20 protein-coding genes are annotated in these 24,980 nt (G+C 63.1%); 10 read left to right on the top strand and 10 right to left on the bottom strand.

The features are described from left to right. Positions 1-88 precede the first annotated feature (88 nt). Together AC1RM7_RS19495 and AC1RM7_RS19490 are read right to left on the bottom strand one after the other, a co-directional pair. Positions 89-910, bottom strand: a complete 822-nt coding sequence (locus AC1RM7_RS19495) for an alpha/beta fold hydrolase (RefSeq protein ID WP_024920288.1) — start codon at positions 908-910, stop codon at positions 89-91. 113 nt (positions 911-1,023) lie between these two features. Then, positions 1,024-2,574 carry a benzoate-CoA ligase family protein gene (locus tag AC1RM7_RS19490; protein ID WP_024920287.1) on the bottom strand — a complete coding sequence of 517 codons (1,551 nt, stop codon included), beginning with the start codon at positions 2,572-2,574 and terminating at the stop codon, positions 1,024-1,026. A 160-nt stretch (positions 2,575-2,734) separates the two neighbouring features. Here AC1RM7_RS19490 and AC1RM7_RS19485 point away from each other — a divergent pair, with 160 nt between their 5' ends. Beyond that, positions 2,735-3,640, top strand: a complete 906-nt coding sequence (locus AC1RM7_RS19485; RefSeq protein WP_024920286.1) for a helix-turn-helix transcriptional regulator — start codon at positions 2,735-2,737, stop codon at positions 3,638-3,640. After that, a complete protein-coding gene (locus AC1RM7_RS19480; protein ID WP_024920285.1) occupies positions 3,637-4,161 on the top strand; it encodes a hypothetical protein in 525 nt (174 codons plus the stop codon). Before AC1RM7_RS19485 ends, AC1RM7_RS19480 begins: the two co-directional genes overlap by 4 nt. Positions 4,162-4,250: 89 nt before the next feature. Here the strand turns inward: AC1RM7_RS19480 and AC1RM7_RS19475 are convergent, their stop codons facing one another. The 6 genes from AC1RM7_RS19475 to AC1RM7_RS19450 form a co-directional block, all read right to left on the bottom strand. Then, positions 4,251-4,961 (bottom strand): ABC transporter ATP-binding protein, encoded by a 711-nt coding sequence (locus AC1RM7_RS19475; RefSeq protein WP_492837491.1) that lies wholly within the window; start codon positions 4,959-4,961, stop codon positions 4,251-4,253. Continuing rightward, complete coding sequence (locus AC1RM7_RS19470; RefSeq protein WP_024920283.1) at positions 4,958-5,722, bottom strand: ABC transporter ATP-binding protein; 765 nt, start codon at positions 5,720-5,722, stop codon at positions 4,958-4,960. The genes AC1RM7_RS19475 and AC1RM7_RS19470 overlap by 4 nt, the downstream gene beginning before the upstream one ends. Next, the gene (locus AC1RM7_RS19465) at positions 5,715-6,806 is read right to left on the bottom strand and encodes a branched-chain amino acid ABC transporter permease (RefSeq protein WP_024920282.1); all 1,092 of its coding nucleotides are present in this window, start codon (positions 6,804-6,806) and stop codon (positions 5,715-5,717) included. The genes AC1RM7_RS19470 and AC1RM7_RS19465 overlap by 8 nt, the downstream gene beginning before the upstream one ends. Before the next feature lies 1 nt (position 6,807). Then, positions 6,808-7,680 (bottom strand): branched-chain amino acid ABC transporter permease, encoded by an 873-nt coding sequence (locus AC1RM7_RS19460; RefSeq protein WP_024920281.1) that lies wholly within the window; start codon positions 7,678-7,680, stop codon positions 6,808-6,810. Between the two features lie 184 nt (positions 7,681-7,864). Continuing rightward, entirely contained in the window at positions 7,865-9,064 is a 1,200-nt protein-coding gene (locus AC1RM7_RS19455) for an ABC transporter substrate-binding protein (RefSeq protein WP_006023004.1), read from the bottom strand. Between the two features lie 85 nt (positions 9,065-9,149). Continuing rightward, positions 9,150-11,009: a feruloyl-CoA synthase gene (locus AC1RM7_RS19450; RefSeq protein WP_034459541.1), complete on the bottom strand. Its 1,860-nt coding sequence runs from the start codon at positions 11,007-11,009 to the stop codon at positions 9,150-9,152. A gap of 384 nt (positions 11,010-11,393) precedes the next feature. On the opposite strand from AC1RM7_RS19450, the gene AC1RM7_RS19445 reads away from it, so the two are divergent. The 3 genes from AC1RM7_RS19445 to atzF are packed head-to-tail and all read left to right on the top strand — an operon-like array spanning position 11,394 to position 15,516. Beyond that, the gene (locus AC1RM7_RS19445) at positions 11,394-12,092 is read left to right on the top strand and encodes a cysteine hydrolase family protein (RefSeq protein ID WP_024920279.1); all 699 of its coding nucleotides are present in this window, start codon (positions 11,394-11,396) and stop codon (positions 12,090-12,092) included. A gap of 9 nt (positions 12,093-12,101) precedes the next feature. Next, positions 12,102-13,682 (top strand): hypothetical protein, encoded by a 1,581-nt coding sequence (locus AC1RM7_RS19440; protein WP_024920278.1) that lies wholly within the window; start codon positions 12,102-12,104, stop codon positions 13,680-13,682. A 31-nt stretch (positions 13,683-13,713) separates the two neighbouring features. Beyond that, positions 13,714-15,516, top strand: coding sequence for an allophanate hydrolase (atzF, locus tag AC1RM7_RS19435; RefSeq protein WP_024920277.1), 1,803 nt, complete (start codon positions 13,714-13,716; stop codon positions 15,514-15,516). Between the two features lie 117 nt (positions 15,517-15,633). On the opposite strand, the gene AC1RM7_RS19430 is transcribed toward atzF, so the two are convergent. Then, positions 15,634-16,314, bottom strand: a complete 681-nt coding sequence (locus AC1RM7_RS19430) for a Fe2+-dependent dioxygenase (RefSeq protein ID WP_006023010.1) — start codon at positions 16,312-16,314, stop codon at positions 15,634-15,636. 140 nt (positions 16,315-16,454) lie between these two features. After that, complete coding sequence (locus tag AC1RM7_RS19425) at positions 16,455-18,842, bottom strand: TonB-dependent receptor (RefSeq protein ID WP_024920276.1); 2,388 nt, start codon at positions 18,840-18,842, stop codon at positions 16,455-16,457. 247 nt (positions 18,843-19,089) lie between these two features. Between AC1RM7_RS19425 and AC1RM7_RS19420 the strand changes: the two genes are divergently transcribed. From AC1RM7_RS19420 to AC1RM7_RS19400, 5 genes are all read left to right on the top strand, one after another. Further along, complete coding sequence (locus AC1RM7_RS19420; RefSeq protein ID WP_024920275.1) at positions 19,090-20,262, top strand: PepSY-associated TM helix domain-containing protein; 1,173 nt, start codon at positions 19,090-19,092, stop codon at positions 20,260-20,262. A gap of 180 nt (positions 20,263-20,442) precedes the next feature. Then, positions 20,443-22,554 carry a TonB-dependent receptor gene (locus AC1RM7_RS19415; RefSeq protein WP_024920274.1) on the top strand — a complete coding sequence of 704 codons (2,112 nt, stop codon included), beginning with the start codon at positions 20,443-20,445 and terminating at the stop codon, positions 22,552-22,554. Positions 22,555-22,808: 254 nt separating this feature from the next. After that, a complete protein-coding gene (exbB, locus tag AC1RM7_RS19410; protein WP_024920273.1) occupies positions 22,809-23,732 on the top strand; it encodes a tonB-system energizer ExbB in 924 nt (307 codons plus the stop codon). 4 nt (positions 23,733-23,736) lie between these two features. Then, positions 23,737-24,168: a TonB system transport protein ExbD gene (gene exbD, locus AC1RM7_RS19405; protein WP_006023015.1), complete on the top strand. Its 432-nt coding sequence runs from the start codon at positions 23,737-23,739 to the stop codon at positions 24,166-24,168. Between the two features lie 20 nt (positions 24,169-24,188). Next, positions 24,189-24,941 carry an energy transducer TonB family protein gene (locus AC1RM7_RS19400; protein WP_006023016.1) on the top strand — a complete coding sequence of 251 codons (753 nt, stop codon included), beginning with the start codon at positions 24,189-24,191 and terminating at the stop codon, positions 24,939-24,941. Positions 24,942-24,980 lie beyond the last annotated feature (39 nt).

Below are 24,980 nucleotides of genomic sequence, written 5' to 3'. Positions count from 1 at the left end.
GGATGAAATCTGAATTATAATGCACAATAATGCAGGTTAAGGGACGCGTCCAGCTTTATATTGCACTCAACATGCACTTTTTTGCATGTCAGGCAGCCTGGCCCACGGCGCCCTCGCCATGCAGGGACAGCAGCCGGCTGGCGAAATCCGCCGCGGCCCGGAGGGTGGGTTCGGGAGTCTCGCGATGGGGCGAATGGCCCGCGCCGGGAATGATCGTCACGTCCACCGGGCAGTAGCACTCGGCCTGCGCAATCTCGATGTGGCGCAGCGTGCCGTACTGATCGTCGGAGCCTTGGATGATCTCCACCGGCACGCGCACATAGGCGAGCGATTCCGAAATGTCCCATTCGCGGAATTTCGGATCGAGCCAGACATCGGCCCAGCCGTTGAACGCGTTATCGACATCCTTGTGCCAGCGCGCGAGCTTCGGCTTGAGATCGCCGGTGTCGTAGTTCTGTTTGGTCTTCTTGATCGAAACCAGACCGAACTCCTCGACCATGAAATGCGGCGCGATCAGGATCACGCCGCGCACGCGATGATCCTGAATGCCGCCGGCATAGATCGTCGCGATCGACGCGCCATCGGAATGGCCGAGCAGCAGCCCGCGCCGGAAGCCGATGGCGTCCAGCACCTTCGGCAACACGTCGAGCGCCTCGATCTCCATGAAGTTCAGCGGACGTGGCAGTTTTGCCGGCGACGAGTTGCCGTAACCGGCGCGCGAATAGACGAACACGCCCGCGCCGGTCGCAGCCTGCAGCTTTTCGGGAAAGTCGCCCCACAGCCCGACCGAGCCGAGGCCTTCATGCAGCATCACGATGGTCGGCGCCTTGTCCGGCGCCGGGCCGATCATGCGATACTCGAGATGCGCGTCGCCGATGGTGAGTGTGCCGGAGGGCTGGAGAGTGGTCATTGGTTTTCCTTATCGTTCCACTTCAGTTCGTCATTGCGAGGAGCACTTGCGACGAAGCAATCCAGTTTTCTTTTGTTAAGAGTGGATTGCTTCGCTTCGCTCGCAATGACGGGCTAGGGCTTCGCGCCAGCCCGCAGCTTGAAGCGCTGGATCTTTCCGGTCGCGGTTTTCGGCAACGACTCCACCACCTCGATCCAGCGCGGATACTTCCACGGGCCGATCTTCTGCTTGACGTGCTCTTTCAGTGCGCCGTTGAGATCGCTGACCGACGCGCCCTGCTTCAGCACCACGAACGCCTTCGGCTTCAGCAGGCCTTCGGAATCCTCGGCAGGCACCACAGCGGCTTCCGCCACCGACGGATGCGTGATGAGTGCGCTCTCGACCTCGAACGGCGAGACCCAGATACCCGAGACCTTGAACATGTCGTCGGAACGGCCGCAGTAGGTGTAACGTCCGTCCGCGTCGCGGGTGTACTTGTCGCCGGTGCGGGTCCAGCCGCCTTCAAACGTCTGCCGGCTCTTGCTGCGCTGGTTCCAGTAGCCTTCACCGGCCGACGGCGCGTTGACGATCAGTTCGCCGACCTCGCCATCCGCAACATCCGCGCCCGCATCGTTCACAAGACGCACCGCATAGCCCGGCACCGGCTTGCCCGAGGTGCCGTACTTGATGTCGCCCGGCGCATTGGACAGGAAGATGTGCAGCAGTTCGGTAGAGCCGACACCATCGAGAATGTCGACACCGAAGCGATCCTTCCAGCTCTGGCCAACCAGTTCGGGCAGCGCTTCGCCCGCCGAGGTGCACACACGCAGACGTTTGGTGCGCGGCTCGCTCTTGAAGGCCTCGTCGTTGAGCATGGCCGCGAACAGCGTCGGCACGCCGAAGAAGATGCTGGGATCGTGCTTGCGGATCAGTTCGAACATCACCTGCGGCGTCGGACGTTCCGGATTGAGGATCGTGGTCGCACCCACCGACATCGGAAATGTCAGCGCATTGCCGAGACCGTAGGCGAAGAACAGCTTGGCCGCCGACAGGCCGACATCGTCCTCGCGGATGCCGAGCACTTTCTTGGCGTAGGTCTCCGCAGTGGCCTCCAGATTGGAGTGCAGATGACGCACGCCTTTCGGCATGCCGGTCGAGCCTGACGAATAGAGCCAGAAGGCGGGCTCATCCGGATGGGTCGCGGCGGTGGCGAACTGATCGCTTTCCTTCGCGAGTTCATCCTTGAGCAGCAGATGCCCGTTCGCGTTCGCACCCGACACCACGACATGCTGCAAATCCGGCATGCGGCCGAGCACATCCTTCACCACCGGCAGCAACGCTTCCGAAATGAACAGCACGCGCGCGCGGCAATCCGCCAGCACGTAGGCATACTGTTCGGACGTCAGCAGGGTGTTGAGCGGCACCGGCACGATGCCCGCGCGGATGCTGCCCAGGAACACGACCGGGAAGTCGATGGTGTCGAGCATCATCATCGCGACGCGCTCTTCCCGCCGCACGCCGAGCCGCTTCAGGAGATTGGCGAGCCGGCGCGTCTGCGCCTGCAACTGGCTATAGGTGATCTCGGACACCGGGTCCTTGAACACGACCTTGGCCCCGCGCCCTGCGTCGACGTTGCGGTCGAGCAGGTAGGTCACGGCATTGTATCCGCCGCCTGAATCGCTCATGACTTCGACGCTGGGCCGGTGCCCAGTCCACCCTTCACCCGCACGACGCTCTCCCTTGGATCAGTTTTTAGAATTATAATTCATATAAAGTCACCGCCTGAGCTTGCTGTCAACCTTTTCCGGCATTATGTTTCAGGTGCGCCCACGAGTCGAAACCGAGATGACCCCGCAAGTAGAGCCGGAAAGCCAATTCCTTGAGCAGCTTGGACAGCGCGTCCGCACCATGCGCGCGCTGCGCGGCATGTCGCGGAAGACGCTGGCCAAGGTGTCGGGGATTTCCGAGCGCTACATCGCCCAGCTCGAAAGCGGCAAGGGCAACGTCTCCATCGTGCTGCTGCGCCGGGTCTCCGCGGCGATGGGCGCGCATGTCGAGGACCTGATCCCGACCGCGGACACAACGCCCGACTGGCTGGTGATCCGCGATCTGATGCGAACGGCGACGCCGCAGCAGATCGCGCAGGCCAAGGAAGCCCTCTCCGGCAACGGCGCGGCGCGCGGCAACACCTTCGCCGGCATCGCGCTGATCGGATTGCGCGGCGCGGGTAAATCGACGCTCGGCAAAATGCTGGCGAAGAAAATCGGCTGGACCTTTGTCGAACTGAACAAGGAGATCGAGAAGCAGAACGGCCTCTCGGTCGCCGAGATCATTGCGCTCTACGGCCAGGAAGGTTTCCGCCGCATGGAGCAGGCGGCGCTGGCGCAACTGCTCGCACGCAAGGAACTGATCGTGCTGGCGACCGGGGGCGGCATTGTCTCCGAGCCGGTCACGTTCGATCTGGTGCTGTCGTCGTTCTATACGATCTGGCTGAAGGCCAAGCCGGAAGAGCATATGGGGCGCGTGCGCAAGCAGGGCGATCTGCGGCCGATGGCGGACGATCGCTCCGCGATGCAGGAGCTGCGCACCATCCTGCTCAGCCGCGAGCCGCTCTATGCGCGCGCGTCGGCGCAGGTCGACACCGCAGGCCTCGATGTCGAGGAGGCGGCAAAGCGCCTCGCCGACACCGTCGCGCCGCTGCTGGCCAAGGAACCGCTGACCTTCGCGCCGCGCGCCGTCGCCGCGCAATGAGCGGCGTTCTCGGCCTCGCATCACCTGTGACCGTCGCAACGGCGGCGGCACAAACACTGGCGGATCTACTCGGCGCCCGCGGACTCGACGCGGCGAACATGGTTGCGATCCGCAACACGCTGCACATCGACGATATGTCGAGCGACTTCCGCACCCTTACTGACGTCATTGACGCCAACGCGCTGCCGATGCTCGACCGCATGCAGGATGGCCCGCGCATTCCGCACGGCTCGCTCGTGCTGTCGTTCGCTGCGCTAGATGATGGTCGCGCGCGGCTGACGGGCTTTCGCCGCTTCCTGATGCGGCGCGAGGGCATCGTGCCGACGGACATCGTCTATGATTACGACGCCGCGCATTTGCTGCACGCGTTCATCGCGCGCGCCAGTACGCCGGTGTTCTACGATGCATTCGATGAAGATGGCCTCGGCGATCTGATCGGAAAACTTGTTGTGCAATGGCCGCAGCCGCTGGAGCGGGATATTGTCGCGGCGAGCGATGCGGGGCTGGTGACAGTCACTTAGCTTCGTCATTGCGAGCGAAGCGAAGCAATCCACTCTTGACTTTCGAAAGATGGATTGCTTCGTCGCAAGCGCTCCTCGCAATGACCGTCCTAAACCCCCAGATGCTGCTCCAGCAGATCCTGCTTCTCCGCCAGCGCCGCGGGCGTGCCGTCGAACACCACCGTCCCCTTCGACAGCATCACCATGCGGTCGGCGATCCGCGACAGCGCGCGGAAATCCTTGTCGACCACGACCGTCGCAACGCCTTCGCTGCGGATGACCCCAAGCGTGTTCCAGATATCCTTCGCCACCAGCGGCGCGAGGCCTTCGGTCGCCTCATCGATCAGGATCAGATCGGGGTTGGTCATCAGTGCGCGCCCGATGGTCAGCATCTGCTGCTCGCCGCCGGACAGTTGATGCCCGCCGTTGGTACGGCGCGCATGAAGACGCGGAAACAGATCGTAGATCCGCTCCAGCGTCCATACCTTGCGACCATCAATGCCGGGGCGCGCGGCCATCACGAGATTTTCCACCACCGACAGCGAGCCGAACACGCCGCGCCCCTCCGGCACCAGCGCCACACCCGCGCGCGCGATTGTCTCGGGCGCGGCCCGCATGATGTCGCGGCCGTTGAGCGTGATCTGCCCGCGCCGGTCCGCGACGAGACCCATCAGCGAACGCAGCAGCGTGGTCTTGCCCATGCCGTTGCGGCCGAGCAGCGCCACCTGTTCGCCGCGCGCAATCGACAATCCGATGCCGTGCAGCACCTTGCCCGCGCCGTAAAACGCTTCGAGTTTCTGGACATCGAGCAACGCGCTCATGCGGCGTCCTCCTCAACGCCGAGATAGGCAAGCCGCACCGCCGGATCGGTGCGGACATCCTGCGGCAGGCCGCTGGCGATCACATGGCCGTCGGCCATCACCGTCAGGCGATCCGCCAGTTCGAACACCGCATCCATGTCATGCTCGACCACCAGCACCGCGCGGCCTTTCTTGAGCGACGCAATCAGATCGACCACCTTGCGCGCTTCCGACTGCCCCATGCCCGCGAGCGGCTCATCGAGCAGGATGATGCGCGGCTGCGTCGCCAGAACCATGGCGATTTCAAGCTGCCGCTGCTCGCCGTGGCTGAGATGGGTCGCCGTCATCTGCGCGCGCGATGCAAGCCCCGCCTGCTCCAGCGCCTCGCGGGTGCGGCGGTTGACGTCCGCATCCGAAAACACATTGCCGAACATTTTCAGCGGCGAGGCGGCATGGGCCTGCGCCGCCAGCCGCACATTCTCCTGCGCGGTGAACTGCGGGAAGATCGTGGTTTTCTGATACGAGCGACCCAGACCCGCGCGGGCACGGCGATCCGGCGCAAGTCGCGTAATGTCATCCTGACCCAGCATGATCTCGCCGGCGCTGACGGACAGATCGCCGGACAACAGATTGATCAGCGTCGATTTGCCCGCACCGTTCGGCCCAATCACCGCGTGGATCTCGCCGGTGTGAACATCAACCGAGACATCGGACACGGCGGTGAGACCGCCGAAATGTTTCTTCAGGCCGACGGCCCGCAGCGCAACGTCGGGACTAGCCATGACGCCCTCCCACCACATCGTCATTGCGAGCGGAGCGAAGCAATCCAGAAGCGTCCGGTAAAGAGCTGGATTGCTTCGTCGCGATGCTCCTCGCAATGACGGTTGATGACTCCACCCCAGATTGCGCATCTGAAGCAGGAAGGATCATCTTCAATAGATCGCGGACGCCATTGGGCAGCATCAGCACGATCAGAATGACGATCAGTCCTTCGGCGAGTTTCCAGTGCTCGGTGGTCGCCTTGAGAACTTCCTCAAGCCCGATCAGCACCAGCGCGCCGGCCAGCGGACCCGCCACCGAACGCTGGCCGCCGATCAGCACCATCACCAGCACCGTGGCCGACAGATGCCAGCCCAGCATCTGCGGCGCGACAAAGCCGAACTGTGCGGCGGCGAAATATCCGGCGATGCCTGCAATCGCGCCCGAGATCACGAACGCGGTCAGCCGCACGCGAAACACCGGAAAGCCGAGCGCGCGGGCACGGCGCTCGTTGTCGCGGGCCGCCGCCAGAGCATGACCAAACGGCGAGCGCACGATCATGGTCAGGAGCGCAATCACCGCCACCAGCACGGCAAGGACGACGAAGTAGTAGGTCAGCGGCTTTTCGAGATCGAGCAGCGTGAGATTGCCCAGCATGATCGACGGCTTGTTGTAGATGAAGGCGCCGTCCGAGCCGCCCGCGAATTTGCTGTCATGAAACAGAAAGAACAGCATTTCGCCGAACGCCAGCGTCACCATGATGAAGTAGATGCCGCGCGTGCGCAGCGCCAGCGAGCCGATCACAGCGGCGGCGGCCGCGGATGCGGCCACCGCAAGCGGCAGCGTCCACCACAGCGAGGCCGGATCGTATTTCGGCGAGGCCAGCGCCAGCACATAGCCCGCAATGCCGAAGAACGCCGCATGACACAGGCTCACCAGCCCGCCATAGCCAACCACGAGGTTGAGCGACATCGCCAGGATGCCCATGATCAGCGCCTTGCTGACGAACTGCACGTAATAGGTCGGTGCGACGAACGGCAGCGCAATCGCCAGCGCCAGAAGCACGCCGGGCACCAGCCATACGCGCGGATCGCGATGCGTGCCCATGCTAGACTTCCCGCCGCCCGAGAATGCCGTTCGGACGCCAGAGCAGCACCGCCGCCATCAGCACATAGATCAGCACGCTCGAGACACTGGGAAAGAACACTTTTCCGAACGTGTCGGTCAGGCCGATCAGCAGCGCGCCGATCGCGGCGCCGCCAATCGAGCCGATGCCGCCGAGCACCACGACAACGAATGAGAGAATGAGCATGCTGTCGCCCATGCCGGGATAGACCGTCGAGATGGGTGCGACAATGATGCCGCCGAGTGCCGCCAGCGCGATGCCGACCGCGAACACGTAACGGTTCACGGTGTCGAAGCTGATGCCGAGCGTGCGCGTCATCTCGCGGTTCTCCGCGCCGGCGCGCACGATCATGCCGATCCTGGTGCGTGTGATGACGAAATAGATGATCGCGGCCGCGACGAGACAGAATGCGCAGATCGCGAGGCGATAGACCGGATAGGAGAGATTGTCGGTGAGCTGGATCGCGCCGCGCAGTCCTTCCGGCGGCAGCACCGAATGGACATCCTTGCCGAACAGCAGTTGCCTGATTTCATCGATGACAAGGATCAGGCCGAACGAGAGCAGCACCTGCGCCAGATGATCGCGGCCGTAGAGCCTGCGGATGAAAACATTTTCCAGCAGCAGTCCGACAACGAAGGCGATGCCCACACCCGCCCCGACGGCGACCCAGAAGCTGCCGGTATAGGCTGCGATCCAGTACGCCAGATAGGCGCCCAGCATGTAGAACGCGCCGTGGGCGAGGTTGATGACGCCGAGAATGCCGAACACCAGCGTCAGTCCGCTGGCGACCAGAAACAGGACCATCCCGTACTGAATGGCATTCAGAAGCTGAACGCCGAGGGTTACGAGGTCCATCTGTTAAATCCCGGCATAATCGTCATCGGGGCATGTAGCCTTCAACAATAACGGGTTGTCATTGCCGGGCTTGACCCGGCAATCCATCCCTGAAACTTTTTTCTTTAGATGGATGGCCGGGTCAAGCCCGGCCATGACACATCGTGTGCGGATCGCCTTTCGGTGATCCGCATCGAAGATCACATCACGCCAACTTGCAGCCGCGGGCCGGATCGTCGACGGCGGCCTGCGCGATCGACACCAGTTCGTTGCGGCCGTTGCGCACCTCTCGCAGATAGATATTCTGGATCGGGTTGTGCGCCTTGTTGAACGAGAGCGGACCGCGCGGTGAATCGATCTTCGCCGCTCCCATCGCCGCGATCATCTTGTCCTGCGCCTTGGCATCGCCGCCGACGGCGTTAAGGCCGATATCGAACAGCGCCGCCGCGTCATAGCCCTGCACGGCATAGATGTCGCCGTCGAGGCCGGTCTTGGCCTTGAACGCCTTCAGGAACGCGAGGTTGGCCGGGTTGTCGAGATTGTCGGCATAATGCAGCGTTGTCTTGATCCCGTTGGCAGCCTCGCCCTGCGCTGGAATGGTGCCGTCGGTGAGGAAGCCCGCACCATACAGCGGAATGGTCTTGTTCAGGCCCGCCGCTGCGTAGTCCTTGACGAACTTCACCGCGCCGCCGCCCGCGAAGAACGAGAACACCGCGTCGGGTTTCAAGGTGGCGATGCGGGTGATGAGCGCCTGGAATTCGACTTCCGGGAACGGCAGCGTCAGGTCCTCGACGATCTTGCCGCCGGACTTGGTGAAGTTCTCCGAGAACGCGCTGATCATTTCCGCGCCGGCCGTATAACGCCAAGTGATGGTGACGACATTCTTGATGCCGGCATCGAACATCACCTTTCCGGCGGGATAGGTCGACTGCCAGTTCGAGAACGAGGTACGGAACACGTTGGGCGCACACAGCGCGCCGGTGGCGTCATTCGCGCCCGCATTCGGAATGATGAGCATCGTCTTGGTGTCGCGCGCCACTTTCACCATCGCCATGGCGACGCCGGAATGTACGGTGCCGACCACAACATCGACCTTCTCGCGCCCGACCAGCCGGTTCATGTTGTCGGTCGCGGCTTCCGGCTTGGATTCGTCGTCCACCTTGATGAACTGCACTTCGCGGCCGCCAAGCTTGAGGCCCTTCTGCTGATAGTAAAGCTCGAAGCCGTTATCGATGAACTGGCCGAGCTTTGCGAATGTGCCGGTATAGGGCAGCATCAGGCCGACCTTCAGCGGCGCGTTCTGCGCGATCGCGGGACTGAACAGGCGCGGCGTCACGGCGAGCGTCGCGGCTCCCGCCGCGCCGGACAGCAGCGTCCTGCGGCTTACCTTCATGATTTTCGACATTGGCGTCTCCCTCTCGTTCGTTTTTATGGTTGAATCCGATTGCAGCACGCATGACCCGCCGGTTTCAAGATCGGCCTTGTGCCCATCAGGCCGGACATCCGATCCAGTCGCCGCATCCATCGTCGTCGAGCCGTTTGAGATCCGCGGCGCGGCGCGACAACACCGCGCGCTGGTTGATGTAGCCCTTGTCGGTGATTTCGCCGCCATCGACCGACGGCAGATCCGCCAGCAGCAACGCGCGCGTCGCAAAGCTCGACGAGCCGCCGCCCTTCCCCTTCAGGCGTGCGAGCCCCTGCGCCACCGCCTCGCGCACGGCGGGCGAACGCAGCACTTCGGCAACATCAGAGTCCGGCAGTTTCGTCAGCGCGCGGCAGGCCGGGATGTTCGGAAACACCAGGAAGCGAACTTCATCCTGATTATGACCGGCCACCACGATGTCCTGCGCCAGCGGCGCCAGCGCGGCGATGCCCGCAATGCGCAGCGCACCGACGCTGACCCAGGTGCCGGAGGTGAGCTTGAAGTCCTCGGCGACACGGCCATCGAAAAACAATCCGAGCTCGGGTCGCGCGGCATCCGCGAAAACCATCGCATCGCCCATCATGTAAAAACCGTCGGCATCGAACGCTTTCGCGGTCTGCTCCGGCGCTTTCCAGTAGCCCGGCGTCACGTTCGGGCCGCGCACCCGCGCCTCGAGCTTCTCGCCTGACGGCACCAGCTTGATTTCCGTACCCGGGATCGGGACACCGATATTGCCGGAGCGCTGCGCCTGAAAGTGGCAATCGGTGGCCAGCGGCGCGGTCTCGGTCGAACCCCATGCCGACACCATCGGCACCGCGTGGCCGACGGTCGCGACCGACAGCGCCTCCAGCGCATCCCACAGATTCTGCGGCAACGCCGCCGCCGCATAGAAGAGCAGCTTTACCTGCGAGAAGAAGCGCTGGCGCAGCTCGTCGTCTTCGCGCAATGCCGCGATCAGCATGTCGTAGCCGCGCGGCACGTTGAAGTACACCGTCGGTATCACGTCGCGCAGATTGGCCAGCGACAATGCGAACAGGCCGGGCGCCGGCTTACCGCTGTCGATGTACAGCGTGCCGCCGTTGCGCAGCACGCAGTTAAAATTGTGATTGGCGCCGAAGGTATGGCTCCACGGCAGCCAGTCGAGCGTGGTGAGACCGGGTTCGCCGAGAAACGGCCAGGTCTGAGCTTTCGCAGCCTGATTGGATGTCAGCATACGCTGGGTGTTGATCACCGCCTTCGGCGTTCCGGTCGAACCCGAGGTGAACAGAAACTTTGCGATGGTGTCATGGCTGACGGCGGCGAAGGCGCGCGCGACATCCGGCGTTTCCGCAGCGGCGGTCAGAGATGAAAACGCGATCGCGTTGTCGAACCCGCCCGGATCGCCCGCGACCACGATCGCCGTATGCAGCGGCGCGATGGCGCTGAGCGCAGGCGCATACATCTTCGCGCTGGAGACATAAATCGCGCCGGGATCGAGCAGCGCGATCATGCTCTTCAGCTTGTCGAAGTCCTTCGACACCAGCGAATAGGCTGGCGATACCGACGCCGCAGGCACGCCGACATGCATCGCCGCCAGCATGAACACGGCATGGTCCACCGAATTATCGGAGAGGATCGCAAGCGGACGTTCCGCGCTCATGCCCTGCGCGAGAATCCAGGCGCCTGCGGCGCGCACACGCCGCAGCGTTTCGCGATAGGTCAGCCTGGTCCACGGCGCATCGGCACTGCCGCGCTCCGCAAGAAATACGGTGTCCGGCGTCTCACGCGCCCACTGCTCGAGCCAGTCGCCGACACAGCGCGCGAACGGCTGCAACGGCGTCACCGATTTCAGCCAGATGCTGCCATCGGCCTTGCGCTCGGCCACGATATTGGGATTGGCGAACAGCGCCTGCGCACTGGCCTGACGATGGGCGGCCGCCGCCATCATGACTGGGCCCGGAGCGCGCCAGCCGGCATCTCTTCCGCCGCAGGTACTGCGAACGCAGGCATTGGCTTCCCTCCCTCGGGGACTGCATGCTTTAGAATAATAATGCAGCTCTTCCTGCCGCTCTTCGGCGGCTGATGCAATATAATGCAGATAGTTTAGAACGTGTCAATCGGCGTCCGTGCTCTGCGGGTGCGGCAGCATGCCGCCTAAAAATTGGTCTCAGGGCCGATTCGAGGCGCGACTTCTGGCAAAGGCCGGCCCCTCGCCGCTGATACCAAACCATTGTTTTGCATTGGCAATCTCTCGCGCATGCGCTTCCGCCGTGTGTTGTACACAATGGCACACCGCTTGCTTCGTTAACGCTGATTAACGAAGGCGATGCGAATGCCACCGACCAAAAATTTGCTCGCAGCCGAACCGGCGCCCGTCGAACTGGCGTGGGCGAAGACCGCGCTCGTGATCATCGATATGCAGCGGGATTTTCTCGAGCCCGGCGGCTTCGGCGAGACGCTCGGCAACGATGTCTCGCAGCTCACCCGCGCGGTAAAACCCTGCGGCGACGTACTGGCGGCGTTTCGCGGAGCGGGCCTTCTGGTGATTCACACGCGCGAAGGGCATCTGCCCGATCTGTCCGATGCGCCGCCCGCCAAGATCGAGCGCGGCGCGCCGTCGTTGCGGATCGGCGATCCCGGCCCGATGGGCCGCATTCTCATTCGCGGCGAGGCAGGCCACGACATCGTGCCGCCGCTCTATCCGCTCAAGGGCGAGATCGTGATCGACAAGCCGGGCAAGGGCGCGTTTTACGCCACCGAGCTTGGTGAAATTCTCAAGCAGCACGGCATCGAAAATCTTCTGGTCTGCGGCGTCACCACCGAAGTCTGCGTCAACACCACCGTGCGCGAAGCCAACGACCGCGGCTATCGCTGCGTGGTGCTGGCGGATTGCTGCGCCTCCTACTTCCCGGAATTTCACGAGATGGGCCTGCGCATGATCAAGGCGCAAGGCGGAATCTTCGGCTGGGTCAGCTCGTCTTCCGAGGTTTTGAAAGCACTGAATTCCGAACCATCGAAAATGATTGCATAGGGGCGCGCGATGAGCACATCCGACACGGCGACTTCCGGCAGACCGATCCTGTGGGCGCCCGGCGACTGGAACGCCTTCTTCGGCTTCGGCACCAACATCCTTGTCAACATGCTGACGCTGACCGCCTTGTTGCGCTTCGTGCTCAAGATGCCGGACTCGCTGGTGTTCGGCCGCATCCTGCCCGCGCTCGGGCTGATGATGTGTCTCTCCACGGTGTATTACGCCTGGCTGGCCTATCGCCTCGCGCAAAAGACCGGACGCGACGATGTCTGCGCGCTGCCCTCCGGCGTTAGCGTGCCGCACATGTTCATCGTCACCTTCGTCATCATGCTGCCGATCCTGCTCAAGACCAACGATCCGATCAAGGCATGGGAAGCGGGCCTCACCTGGGTCTTCATCCAGAGCTTCATCCTGATGCTCGGCGGCTTCATCGCGCCATGGATCCAGCGCATCACGCCGCGCGCGGCATTGCTCGGTACGCTGGCCGGCGTCTCCGTCGCCTTCATCTCGATGCGCCCGGCCTTCGAGATGTTCATGACGCCGGCGATTGGCCTGACATGCTTTGCCGTGATCCTCGCAAGCTGGTTCGGCGGCGTGAAATATCCAAAGAACATTCCGGCTGGCCTTGTCGCGATTTTTGTCGGCACCGTGATCGCGTGGGGGTCAAACATCTTCGGCCTCAACATCGGCGGCATGAGTCTGGCGAAACTCGGCGCGGCCTTCAGCAATATCGGCTTCTCGCTGCCGGTCCCCGCCGTCGGCCATGTGTTCTCCGGCTTCGAATTCATCGGCATTATTCTGGTCACCGCGATTCCGTTCGGCGTCTATGACCTCGTCGAGGCGATGGACAATGTGGAAAGTGCCGAAGCCGCCGGCGACCACTATCCGACCACGCGCGTGCTGACCGCCGACGGCGTCGTCAGCCTGATCGGCGCGCTGATGGGGAATCCCTTTATCAATGCAGTCTATATCGGCCATCCCGGCTGGAAGGCGATGGGCGGGCGCATCGGCTATTCCGCCGCCACCGGCCTGATGGTGATCGTGCTGGCGTGGCTGGGTGTGATCTCGCTGCTGCTCAATCTCGTGCCCGTGGTCGCGATCCTGCCGATCCTGCTTTACATCGGCATGCTGGTGGGCGCGCAGGCGTTTCAGGCTACGCCTGCTTCTCACGCACCGGCCATCGTGCTGGCACTGACCCCGCATCTCGCCGCATGGGGCAAGACCCTTGTGGACGGCGCGCTCACGGCGGCTGGCACCAGCGCCGCCGCTGTCGGCATGGAGAAGTTAGGTGCCACCGGCGTGCTCTATCACGGCCTCGAAATTCTCGGCGAAGGCTCGATTCTTTCGGGCCTCGTGCTGGCCGCGATGGCGGTGTTCGTGATCGAGCGCGATTTCATCAAGGCTTCCGCCTTTGCAGCCGCAGGCGCGGTGCTGACTTTCTTCGGTTTCATGCACGGCCCGGCGGTGGGCATCGCCGTGACGCCGGGCGTGGCGCTGGCCTATGCTCTGGTGGCTGCGGGCTTTTTCGCTTACGCCCGTTCTGGCGCGGCTGCGCCAATGCCGAAAACTGCCGCCGTACCCGCTGAATGAAATTCCCAGGAACAACGACAGGAAGCGACTTGTGACCGAGACTGTTGCCGAGATCGTCGCCGCGCATCGCGCGGGGACGACATCACCTGCGAAGACTGTTGCGCGCAGCTTCCAGCGCATTCGCGATCATGGTGATCCCGCGGTTTTCATCAATCTGCGCAACGAGGCCGAAGCCATCGCTGAGGCAGAAGCACTTGCGGCGAAAGGCGACACTTCCTTGCCGCTGTACGGCGTGCCGGTCGCGGTGAAGGACAATATCGATGTCGCGGGTCTTCCGACCACCGCCGCATGTCCGGCGTTTTCATACACGCCAACGCAGGACGCCAACACCGTGGCGCGGCTGCGCGCGGCCGGCGCCATCGTCATCGGCAAGACCAATCTCGATCAGTTCGCGACAGGCCTTGTCGGCGTGCGCTCGCCTTACGGCATTCCGAAGAATCCCGTGAACGGCGATCTCGTGCCGGGCGGATCGAGCTCGGGCTCGGCGGTCGCCGTCTCGGCAGGGCTCGTCCCGCTGTCGCTCGGCACCGACACCGCGGGCTCCGGCCGTGTGCCCGCGATGCTCAACAACATCGTCGGCCTCAAGCCGTCGCTCGGGTTGATGTCGACCTCCGGCGTGCTGCCGGCCTGCCGCACGCTGGACTGCGTCTCGATCTTTTCGCTCAATGTCGATGACGCCATGATCGCGCTCAATGTCATGGCCGGATACGACGCTGCCGATCCCTATTCGCGCGATCGCTTCGTCGGGCCGGTGACGGACTTTCCGCCCGGCATCAGGATCGGCATTCCGCGCAAGGGCCAGTTAAAATTCTTCGGCGACACTGTCTCGGAGAAAAGTTACGACGCCGCCGTGGCGCGGCTGATCGCGCTCGGCGCGGTGCCGGTCGAATTCGACCTCGCGCCGTTCTATGAGACTGCGCAACTGCTCTATGAAGGTCCGTGGGTGGCGGAGCGCTATCTGGTGATCCGCGACCTGCTCGCGAAAGATCCGGATGCCGTGCATCCTGTGACACGCGAGATCACGCTGAAGGGCGAGAAGATCACCGCCGCCGACACGTTTGCTGCGCTCTACAGGCTGGAAGCGATGCGGCAGATCAGCCGCACCACGTTCGAGAGCATCGACGCGATGGTGCTGCCGACCGCGCCGACCGCCTATACGGTCGAGCAGGTGTTGGCCAATCCGATCGAACTCAACAGCCGCAACGGCACCTACACCAATTTCGTCAACCTGCTCGACATGTGCGGCCTCGCCGTGCCTGCCGCGATGCGTGCGGACGGCATTCCGTTCGGTATCACCCTGCTCGCACCCGCCGGACACGATGCGCAGCTCGCCAGCATCGGGCGCGTGTTCCACGCCGACACAAAACTCAAAACTGGTGCGAAGGGTGTCGCTCAACCGCCGCTCGCGCCTGTGTCGAAAGAACCCGGCACCGACGAGGTGGCGATTGTCGCGGTCGGCGCGCATCTGTCGGGCATGGCGCTCAATCATGAACTGCTGTCGCTGGGCGGGCGGCTGATCGAGGCGACATCGACCGCGCCCGACTACAAACTCTACGCGCTGAAAGGCACCGTGCCGCCGAAACCCGGCATGCTGCGCGTCGAACCCGGCGCAGGGGCAGCCATTGCCGTCGAGGTCTGGGCACTGCCGACAAAGGCGTTCGGCGCATTCGTCGCGGCAATCCCCTCGCCGCTGTCGATCGGCACCGTGCGTCTCGCCGACGGCTCTGGTGTAAAGGGCTTTCTGGTCGAAGCCGCGGCGACCGAAGGCGCGCGCGACATCACCTCGTTCGGCGGCTGGCGTGCGTTCGTCGCGGCACAGGCGAAGTCGGCGTAGGGATTTTTCTTTTATGATTTATGAAACTCTCTCCGCTCATTCCCGCGAAAGCGGGAATCCAGTTCTTCGAGAACTGGGTCCCCGCCTCCGCGGGGACGAACGGGATTACCTTACGCCCTATACCTCAGCCCACTGCCGAAGCATGTTGTGATAGAAGCCCGTCAGCGAGACAATCGACGGATGATCCGGCACGTCCTGGTTCAGCCGGATGATCGCCATGTCGAGATCGAACAGCATCGCGCGATGGCTGACATCGCGGATCATGCTCTGAGTCCAGAAGAACGATGCAATGCGCGAGCCGCGCGTGATGGGCGTCACATGATGGACGCTGGTTGCGGGATAGATGATGGCGTCGCCGGCGGGCAGCTTGACGCTGTGGCTGCCGTAAGTGTCTTCGACGACCAGCTCGCCGCCGTCATAGTCCTCGGGCGATGAAATGAACAATGTCGTCGAGACGTCGGTGCGGATGCGGATCGGCTGCTGCGGATGGGTACGGATCGCATTGTCGATATGCGATCCGAACGTCATGCCGGCGTCGTAGCGGTTGAACAGCGGCGGGAATATCTGCATCGGCAGCACCGCCGACATGAACAGCGGATTGCGCGACAGTGCACCGCGCACCATGTCGCCCAGCTCGCGCGCCTCTGCGGACTCTTCAGGTAGCTGCAGGTTGAACTTGACCTTGCCAGACTGATGTCCGGCGGTGACGTTGCCATCGACCCACGCGGCTTTGGTCATGACCTCCTTGCAGCGCGCGACCTGCTGGGGCGTCAGCACATTGGGGATGTGCAGCATCATGGCGTCGGCTCCTTCATTGACGCGACTTCGTTAGCGCCGAAACAGGTTTCGTCCAAGCCCCTTGGCAGAAACCTGCCGCCCGCAAACGAACGGCCGCCCAAACGGGGCGGCCGCATAGCAGGGCATAACGGCTTCACCGTTTACTTGACGACCGGCGTTGCCGCCGGCGGCGGCTCGAACCGGTAGCGATAGGTCAGAGAGGCAGAGCGTCCTGAAGCCGGCACCACGTTGCCGCCGGAATACTGCGAATAGTACAGCTTGTCGGTGATGTTGTAGACGTTGAGCTGCAATGTCGAATTCGGCGTGACTTTGTACGCCACCATCGCATCGAACTTCCAGTAGTCCGGAACATAGCTCACGTTGGTCTGACTTGCGTAAGCCATAGACTGGTAAGTCGTGCCGCCACCGACGGTCCAGTCCGGTGTGATCGCATAGGTCGACCAGACGGTCAGGTTGTGGTGCGGCGTATTCGGGAGTTCGCGACCGAGGATGCTGAGGTCGCGGGTGTCCAGAATCTTTGACTGAAGATAACTGTAACCGGCGAACAAACTCCACTGGTCCGACAGCTTGCCGACCACGCCAAGTTCGACACCGTCAACGCGGGCGATGCCGTCCAGAACCGAGACAGTCGTATTGACCGGATCGACAATGCGGAGATTGGTTTTCTCGATCCGGAAGATCGAGCCAGTCACACCCAGTTCCTTGGTCACGTCGATCTTGGTACCAACCTCGATCGTTTTGGTCTGTTCCGGCGCGAGACTTGCCACGCTTGCATTGGTCAGCGTGCCGAGCTCCGCCGACGGATTGTAGGCATTGCCGTAGGCAATGTAGACGCTCGAATTCTGGGTCGGATGTCCCACGGCGCCGACGCGGTAGCTCACCAGATTATCGACCCGCGCGAGATGCTGGTTGGCAATCAGCGCCTGATTGTAATCATCATAGGTCGTGCTGAAGCGGTCGTAGCGAATGGAGCCTAAAACCTCAAAGTACTTATTAAACTTCACCTGATCGCTGACGAAGACAGCCTGATTGTTTGCGGACGTATTGATCGGCAAATATGTCTTGATCGCACCGCCGGTCGGAGAACCGATCGGATAAGGGCTCATCATGTTTTCCCGGCAAGCGGCGTTGGCCGGATCGCACAGATCAACGCGCCCTTGATACCGGGTCTCGTTGGTGAACTCCATGCCCGCAGCGAGGGTATGCCGGACCCCCCATGTCTCGAACTTCGCCGTGAGATCCGTCTGATTGACCAGATAAGTATTATTGGTCTGCCGCTCGCGGCGTTCGCGCCCGATCGTCATGTTGTTCGGATCGGCATTGAACGGGAAGTTTGGAGGCCCCCAAACGCCGGTGCCGACAACGTTCGCACCGAAGCCGAAGTTACGCAGCGCGGTGGGGCGCGAAAAGCGCTCGTTATCGATGTATCGGGTCGCGTTGGACAGCTTCACCTGATCGGTGATCTCGCGATCGACCTTGATCGTGGCGATATGGGTTTCAACCTGCGTGATATCACGCAACGCGCCGTCCCTGACACCGAACCATGTTGAACGCGGGGTCGGCATCGGCGGTGTCGCCTGCCCATTGCCGTAATAACCCGGGTTCGTCAGAACTCCGGTTGCTGCGCTGTAGGCCGGTGTCGGCAAGAAAGTGAAGCCGTAGTCCGGCCTGCCCTCTTCACCCTGATAGATATAGCTCAGCGTCACCTTGGTCTTGTCGTCGACATTCGCCGAAATCGACGGCGCGACACCCCAGCGCCGGGTGTAAACATCGTCGCGCGTGGGGGTGTTCACATCCTGATAAAGCGCCGCGATACGGCCGGAGACTTCGCCCTTGGTGCCGGCGGCATCGACTTCCGCACGCACGCCGGGACCCGTTGTGCCGGTGACCGTTCCTTCGATGTAGGGAACAGGAGCGAACGTCGGCAGCTTGCTCGCGACGTTGATGGCGCCGCCGGTCGCGCCGCGGCCGAACGCGAACGCCGACGGTCCCTTGTACACTTCGACGGCATTGCCCGAGAACAGATCGCGCGTGTACCAGCCCGGATCGCGCATGCCGTCACGGAAAAGATCGCCGCGCGCAGCAAAGCCGCGGATAATCGGACTGTCGCCCTGCTGGCCGCCTTCGCCCGCAGCGAACGTAATGCCAGGAACGGTGCGCAGCGCATCTTCCATCGTGGTCTGGCGCTGCTCCTGCATCACCTGTTGCGGCACCACGTTGATGGTTTGCGGCGTGTCGCGCAGCGGGGTCGGGATGCGCGAGAGTTGCGACTGGGTCGCCTGATAACCGCCGCCGCCATTGCCTGTGGTTTCCACGTCGATGGTCGGGAGCGCTTCCTGCGCCATTGCGTTGGTCGCCAGCATCACCGATGCGAGGCCAAACATCGCGGGTCCGGGTTTGCGCACCGAAGCGCGGATGAAGGGTGACGACGAGGACGATGCGGCTTCGGTCAGCGGCGCGGCAGCGGCGAGATCCTGCTTCCGGTTCTTTCCCGGCTTGATGATTTTATTGAATCTGTTCCGACGCATCGCTTGCCCCACCACTCGAATTTCCGCGCGTTCATCCGAACGGCGATTTCCAGCCAGCTTTTGAAAAATGCAGGCGTGCAGGGCAAGGCTTTGAAATTAGAACGTCTGCAAACTGACGCTTCAGACACGTTCGCCGATTGCAACATGACGCGCAGCGGGACTAGAACAAGCGCAGAAGTGCACCATCGCACTTGCAGTTACGTATTTTTAGAATCTCTCCAAACTCACTGAATTAGAAACAGTCTAAATGCCGACAGCAACTTCGACACACCAGCGCGGATCCCTGAAGCGGCTCTGGCGCAACATTCATCTGTGGCTCGGCATTGGCCTGTTCGTTCTGCTGGTGCCTGTCGCGCTGTCCGGCGCGCTGCTCGTCTATCACGACGACATCGGCGAGTTCATGAGCACGCCAAGCGGAGCGGTGGCGCCGTCGAAGCCAACTGATCTGACACTCGCCGTCGCAAATGCGCGAAAGGCTGCAGGCGACGGCTTCACGCCGATGTCGATCAGCTTTCCCGAAGACAACCGGGTGCCGCTGACGATCGCGCTCCGCGGGCCCGCGGCAAAGGGCGAGCGTCCGGTGCGGCTGACGGCGACGATCGACCGTCACGATGCGCACGTGCTCAGCATTGTGAACTTTCGCGACACGTTCTTCGGCTTCCTGCACGTGTTTCACGAGAACCTGACGATCCCGGATTATGGCCGCAGCATTGTCGGATGGGTCGGCGTCGCGATGCTGACGCTCGCGCTCACCGGCCTTTACCTGTGGTGGCCGCGGCACGGCCAATGGTCGCGCGCTTTCGTGTGGCGGCGCAGCCCGTCGACATCCTCGAACCTGCATTACATGACCGGCTTCTGGATCTGCTTCCCGCTGGCGCTGATCTCGTTGACCGGAATTTATCTGGCGTGGCCGCAACAGGGACGCGACCTGCTGTCGTCGGTTGCGCCAATGACGCCGCAACAGCAGCGCGGCGGCGGACCGGGAGGCCAGGTGATGGCCAATACCGCGCGTTCGCCATCGGAGATTTACGCGGCCGCGTCTGCACGGCCGAACTCGGCCGTCGACGCGATCTTCTATCCGAATCCGCAAACCGGCGCGTGGCGCGTCAGGCTCCGCGAGGACGGCAGAGCCGAACCGGTGACGATCATGATCAACGATCGCAGTGGCGAGGTGAGTGTCGTCCAGCCGCTGTCGGGCGACCGGACCGCGTCCTGGATTCGCTGGCTGCATGAAGGCAGCCATTCGGGCGAAGTCTGGCGTTTCGTCGTGTTCCTGAGCGGCATCATGCCGGCGGTGCTCGGCATCACCGGCATTCTGGTCTGGCTGCGGCAGCGCCGTCAGCGCGCGCTGATGAAGCGCACCAATGCCGTTGCGGGAGCGAAACCCGTGCCCGTCGGCGACGCTGCACCGGCCGAATAGCCCATCAACCCGGACGGACTGACTTCCCGCAGCCGGAGGATTTCATCGGCGCTGCGGGAGTCCGTCTGCCCTTTTCCATTCCGCGTCCCACGCCTGTTGAGAATCAATCGCAAATCTCTTGTTGCGAATAATTCGCACTTGCATTATCAACTTCCCGCGAGCAGCGTTAAGTGGGGTGAAATGCGTTTGAAATCATTGGTTTCCGCGGCGGGCATGGCCTGCGTATCGGTCACAGCCGCCGATATCAGCCAAGGTCAGGCCCAAGAGGTGCTGCCGGAAATCGCAGTGTCCGCACCGGCCCCCGCCGGCAACACGTCTGACGACGGCCTCCAGCGCGGCCCGGTCAATGTCATCGACAACACCTATCAGTCGACCACCGCGATCACCGGCCGCGAAATCCAGCGCAGCAACGCCGCCTCGCTCGCCGATCTTCTCTCCGGCCTGCCGGGGGTTTCGGCATCGACCTTTGCGCCGGGCGCCAGCCGCCCGAACATCCGCGGTCTCGACGACTATCGCGTGCGCGTGCAGGAAAACGGCATCGGCACCCAGGACGCATCCGACTTCAGTCAGGATCACGTCGTGCCGGTCGATCCGCTCGCCGCCGACAAGGTCGAGGTGATCCGCGGACCGGCGACCCTGCGCTACGGATCACAGGCGATCGGCGGCGTGGTGAGCGCCACCAACAACCGCATTCCGGAGAAGCTGGTTGAGAATGGCTTCAGCGCGCGCTTCAAGGGCGGCGCGTCATCTGTAGACAACGGTCTGGACGGCGCGGTCAGTCTCGATGCCAGCGGCAGCAATGTCGCGGTCCATGCCGATGCTTACGGCCGGCGCGCCGGCGATTACCGGATTCCCGGCGGCGTGCAGGCGAACACGCGGCTGAACACCGAGGGACAATCGGTCGGCGGCTCCTACATTTTCGATGGCGGCTATATCGGCACCGCGATCCAGCACATCACCAGTCTCTACCACATCCCCGGCGCGATCGACTCGCAGCAGAATTCGCGCATCGACATGGAACAGACCAAATGGACCAGCAAGGGCGAGTGGCGCGCGCCGACTGACGGCATCGATGCGTTTCGTTTCACCTTCGGCGCCAGCAACTACAAGCACAACGAACTCGGCCTCGACGCCAACGGCGTCGACACCTTGAAAAACATCATCAGGAACCGCGAACTGGAAGGCCGCTTCGAGTTCGACCATGCGGCGGTCGCGACCGGCATCGGCGCACTGACCGGAACATGGGGCGCGCAGTTCGGCCATCGCGAACTCGGCACCGACGGCAGTCTCGGCGGCCTGCTGGCGCAGACGAACACCAACACCGCCGCGGTGTTCGCGTTCGAACAGATTCAACTCACCGACACGCTGCGCATGCAGGGCGCGGGCCGCATCGAGAACCATATCGTCAAGGGGCTGGCGCCGACCTTCCCGGCGGACTTTCTGCCGCCGCCCAATACGTTTTCGGAGGAGCCTGCGCGGCGCACCTTCACGCCGAAAAGCACCAGCGTCGGCCTGCTGAAGAACCTGCCATGGGACATGGTGGCGACGCTGAATGCCCAATACGTTCAGCGTGCGCCTGCGGCGCCCGAGTTGTTCTCGCGCGGATCTGATGGCGCATCGGGCACGTTCGTGATCGGAAATCCCAATCTGAAGATCGAGACCGCGCAGACCGCCGAGATCGGCCTCAAGCGCGCCAAGGGTCAATTGCGGTTCGAGACCAGCGTCTACTACACCTTCTACAAGGACTTCATCTTCAAGCAGGTCACCGGAAATTTCTGCACCGACACCTTTGCCACCTGCGGCGCCACCGGCCCACTGACGCAGGTCGCCTACGGTCAGCGCGATGCGACCTTCCGAGGCGCCGAAATCGCTGCCCAGCTTGACGTCACACCGCTCGGCGACGGCATGTTCGGCGTCGACGGGCAGTACGACATCGTGCGGGCGACTTTCGCCGACGGAACCAACGTGCCGCGTATCGCACCGATGCGCGCTGGCGGCGGCGTGTGGTGGCGCAACGCCGAATGGTACACACGGGTCGGGCTGCTGCACGCCTTCGCGCAAAACGACGTGGGGCTCAACGAGACGCCCACCGACGGGTACAATCTGCTCAAGGCAGAGGTGAGCTACACGCATACGTTCAACAGGACCGACAGCGGGCCGCGCGAACTCACCATTGGCCTGGCCGGCGACAACCTGCTTAACGAGCAGATTCGGAACCATATTTCGTTCAAGAAAGCCGAGGTCTTACAGCCCGGCCTCGGCGTGCGGCTGTTCACGAATGTGAGATTCTGAAGGCCCGATCGATCTGGAATCGTTCCAGTTTCGGCAGAATCTAGGTCCCCAGTGGCGACAAGGACATCGCGGTGCTTTATTCTGAAAGTACACCCTGCCTCTCGGCGAACGGCTATGGCCGCAGTGCCTCACTGCGGATTTATCGGCGAGAGCTTCGGACCAAAACTGCAAGACGGCGAAAACTGCGAAACAGCTATCAATCCGACGTTCCCCCGATGTCGGCTGCAAACGCGATTTGAAGAAGCGGAGAGCATATGACCAACCCCAAGAAGGCTGCCGGATCACTGGTCTTGCTTGCCGCTGCAACGTCTCTGATGATCGCGCAGGCTTTCGCGCAAACTCCCGTTTCGCCAACACCGCCCGCACAGGCCCCGGCTGCGCAAGCACCTGTGGCGCAAACGCCCGCACCCGCTGCGGCCGCGATCGCGGCGCCTGCCCAGGCTCCCGCCGTCCAGACCCCGGTCGTGGGACAGACCGCGAAAAATCCCACGCTGCCGCACAACCTGTCCCCGTGGGGCATGTTCATGGGCGCGGACATTGTCGTCAAACTCGTGATGATCGGTCTTGCTATCGCATCGCTCATCACCTGGACGATCTGCGTGGCGAAGCTGCTCGAACTCCGCCACGAGACCCGGCGCGCGAAAAAACGCATCAAGGTTCTCGGCAATGACATCTCCCTCATGGAAGCCGAGCGTGACGCCCGCAACGGCAAGGACGCTGTGTCCCTGTTGGTGCAATCAGCCGCGGCGGAAGCAGCACTGTCGGACACCGTCAACGACGAGGGATTCAAGGACCGTGTCGAACTGCGGCTCAGCCGCGTCGAGGCGGCGATGTCGCGGCGGATTTCGCGCGGCACCGGTGTGCTCGCCACCATCGGCGCAACCGCACCGTTCGTCGGCCTGTTCGGTACGGTGTGGGGCATCATGAATTCGTTCATCGGCATTTCCGAAGCACACACCACCAATCTTGCCGTGGTCGCGCCCGGCATCGCCGAAGCGCTGCTTGCGACCGCGATGGGCCTGATCGCCGCGATCCCCGCGGTTGTGATCTACAACCATCTCGTCCGCATGATCACCGCCTATCGCGCGCTGCTCGGCGATGCGACCGCGCAGGTGATGTTGCTCATCAGCCGCGATCAGGGCCGCCGGTCCCTGCGCATCGCGCGCGCGGCGGAGTAAAATCATGGGCGCTCGTCTGGGTGGAAAAGTCGCCGGTGCAGATGACGATCTGACCGAATCGCATGAAATCAACGTCACGCCGTTCATCGACGTGATGCTGGTCCTTCTCATCATCTTCATGGTGGCCGCACCGCTGGCGACCGTCGACCTCGGCGTCGAACTGCCGGCCTCGACGGCGACGCCGCCGCCGCGGCCCGACAAGCCGGTCTTCATCACCGTGAAGCCCGATTTGTCGGTTGCGGTCGGCGAGGACATCGTTCCGCGCACCACGCTGATCGGGGCGCTCGACGCTGCCACCAGCGGCAAGAAAGCCGATCCGGTTTATCTGCGCGCCGACAAAAGCGTGCCGTACGGCGAGCTGATGGACGTGATGAACCTGCTGCGCAACGCGGGCTATCTCAAGGTCGCGCTCGTCGGGCTCGACGCAAGAAACTAACGGCAGAGAGCCGCGCTGCAATGAACACACTCGTCCTGCACGGACCACCCGACATATCCGACGTCCGCCGCTGGGGTCTCGCGGCGGCGCTGGTGGTGGCGACGCATGCAGCGCTGATCGCGGGGTTTGTTCTGTACACGCCGTCGATGCCGGATGCGATCGGCACAGCGTCCGAGCCGATCATGCTCGATCTGGAATCCGCGCCGCAAACGCCCGATCCCGTACAACAGGACATCGCACCCGGTCCGCAGATGCAGGAGGCCGAACCTCCCGCCCCCGAACCCGAAAAGCAGCCGGACGTTGTCGAGGAACAGATCGCACCGACGCCGCTGCAGGAGAAGGCGGAGATCGTCGCCCCTCCGGAGAAGCCAAAGCCCAAACCCGAACCGGTGAAGCAGAAGCCGAAGCCCGTCGTCGAGAAGCCGAAGAAGCCGACCGAGAATCCCGCGCCGCAGACCACAGCGACGCCGCGCGCCGCGCAGGCCGCGCGCGCGAGTTACAACGGCATCCTCTCGGCGCATCTCCAGCGCTACAAGCAGTATCCGTCGGCCGCCAAAGCCGCCGGCGAGCAGGGCGTCGCGATGCTGAGCTTCACCGTCAGCCGGACCGGCAGCGTGCTGAGCGCGCGGCTGGCCAGATCGTCCGGCTCGGCGGCGCTGGATGCCGAGACCATGGCGATGATCCGCCGCGCCCAGCCGCTGCCGTCGTTCCCGCCGGAAATCAGGGAAAGCTCGCTGAGCTTCACCCTCCCGATGCGGTTTTCCGTGCACTGAGGCATCCTCCGTGGCGTGATTGCCTCGATCGCTGATGTC

The sequence above is a fragment of the Afipia sp. GW822-FHT03D08 genome (assembly GCF_058801645.1).
Note: the sequence above shows the minus strand (reverse complement) of the source record. Positions and strands in the feature narration are given on the sequence as shown.